Genomic DNA, 211 nt, shown 5'->3' with positions numbered 1-211 from the left:
GGAAAATCGGGAAGACAGGATTTGAACCTGCGACCCCCTGGTCCCAAACCAGGTGCTCTACCAAGCTGAGCCACTTCCCGTTAATAAAAGCGCGCCCGAGAGGAGTCGAACCCCTAACCTCTTGATCCGTAGTCAAACGCTCTATCCAATTGAGCTACGGGCGCATATGGTGCCGAGGGCGGGGGTCGAACCCGCACGGTGGTCACCCACC

General features: G+C 58.3%; 2 tRNA genes. Both read right to left on the bottom strand.

Annotation, left to right across the window (positions count from 1 at the left end):
• Positions 1-6: 6 nt before the first annotated feature.
• A tRNA-Pro gene (locus tag Q3V31_RS30920) sits at positions 7-80 on the bottom strand.
• A gap of 10 nt (positions 81-90) precedes the next feature.
• Positions 91-164 (bottom strand) — tRNA-Arg (locus Q3V31_RS30915).
• Positions 165-211 lie beyond the last annotated feature (47 nt).

It is taken from the genome of Bacillus nitratireducens, assembly GCF_036320425.1.
GTDB classification, from domain to species: Bacteria; Bacillota; Bacilli; order Bacillales; family Bacillaceae_G; genus Bacillus_A; species Bacillus_A nitratireducens.
Note: the sequence above shows the minus strand (reverse complement) of the source record. Positions and strands in the feature narration are given on the sequence as shown.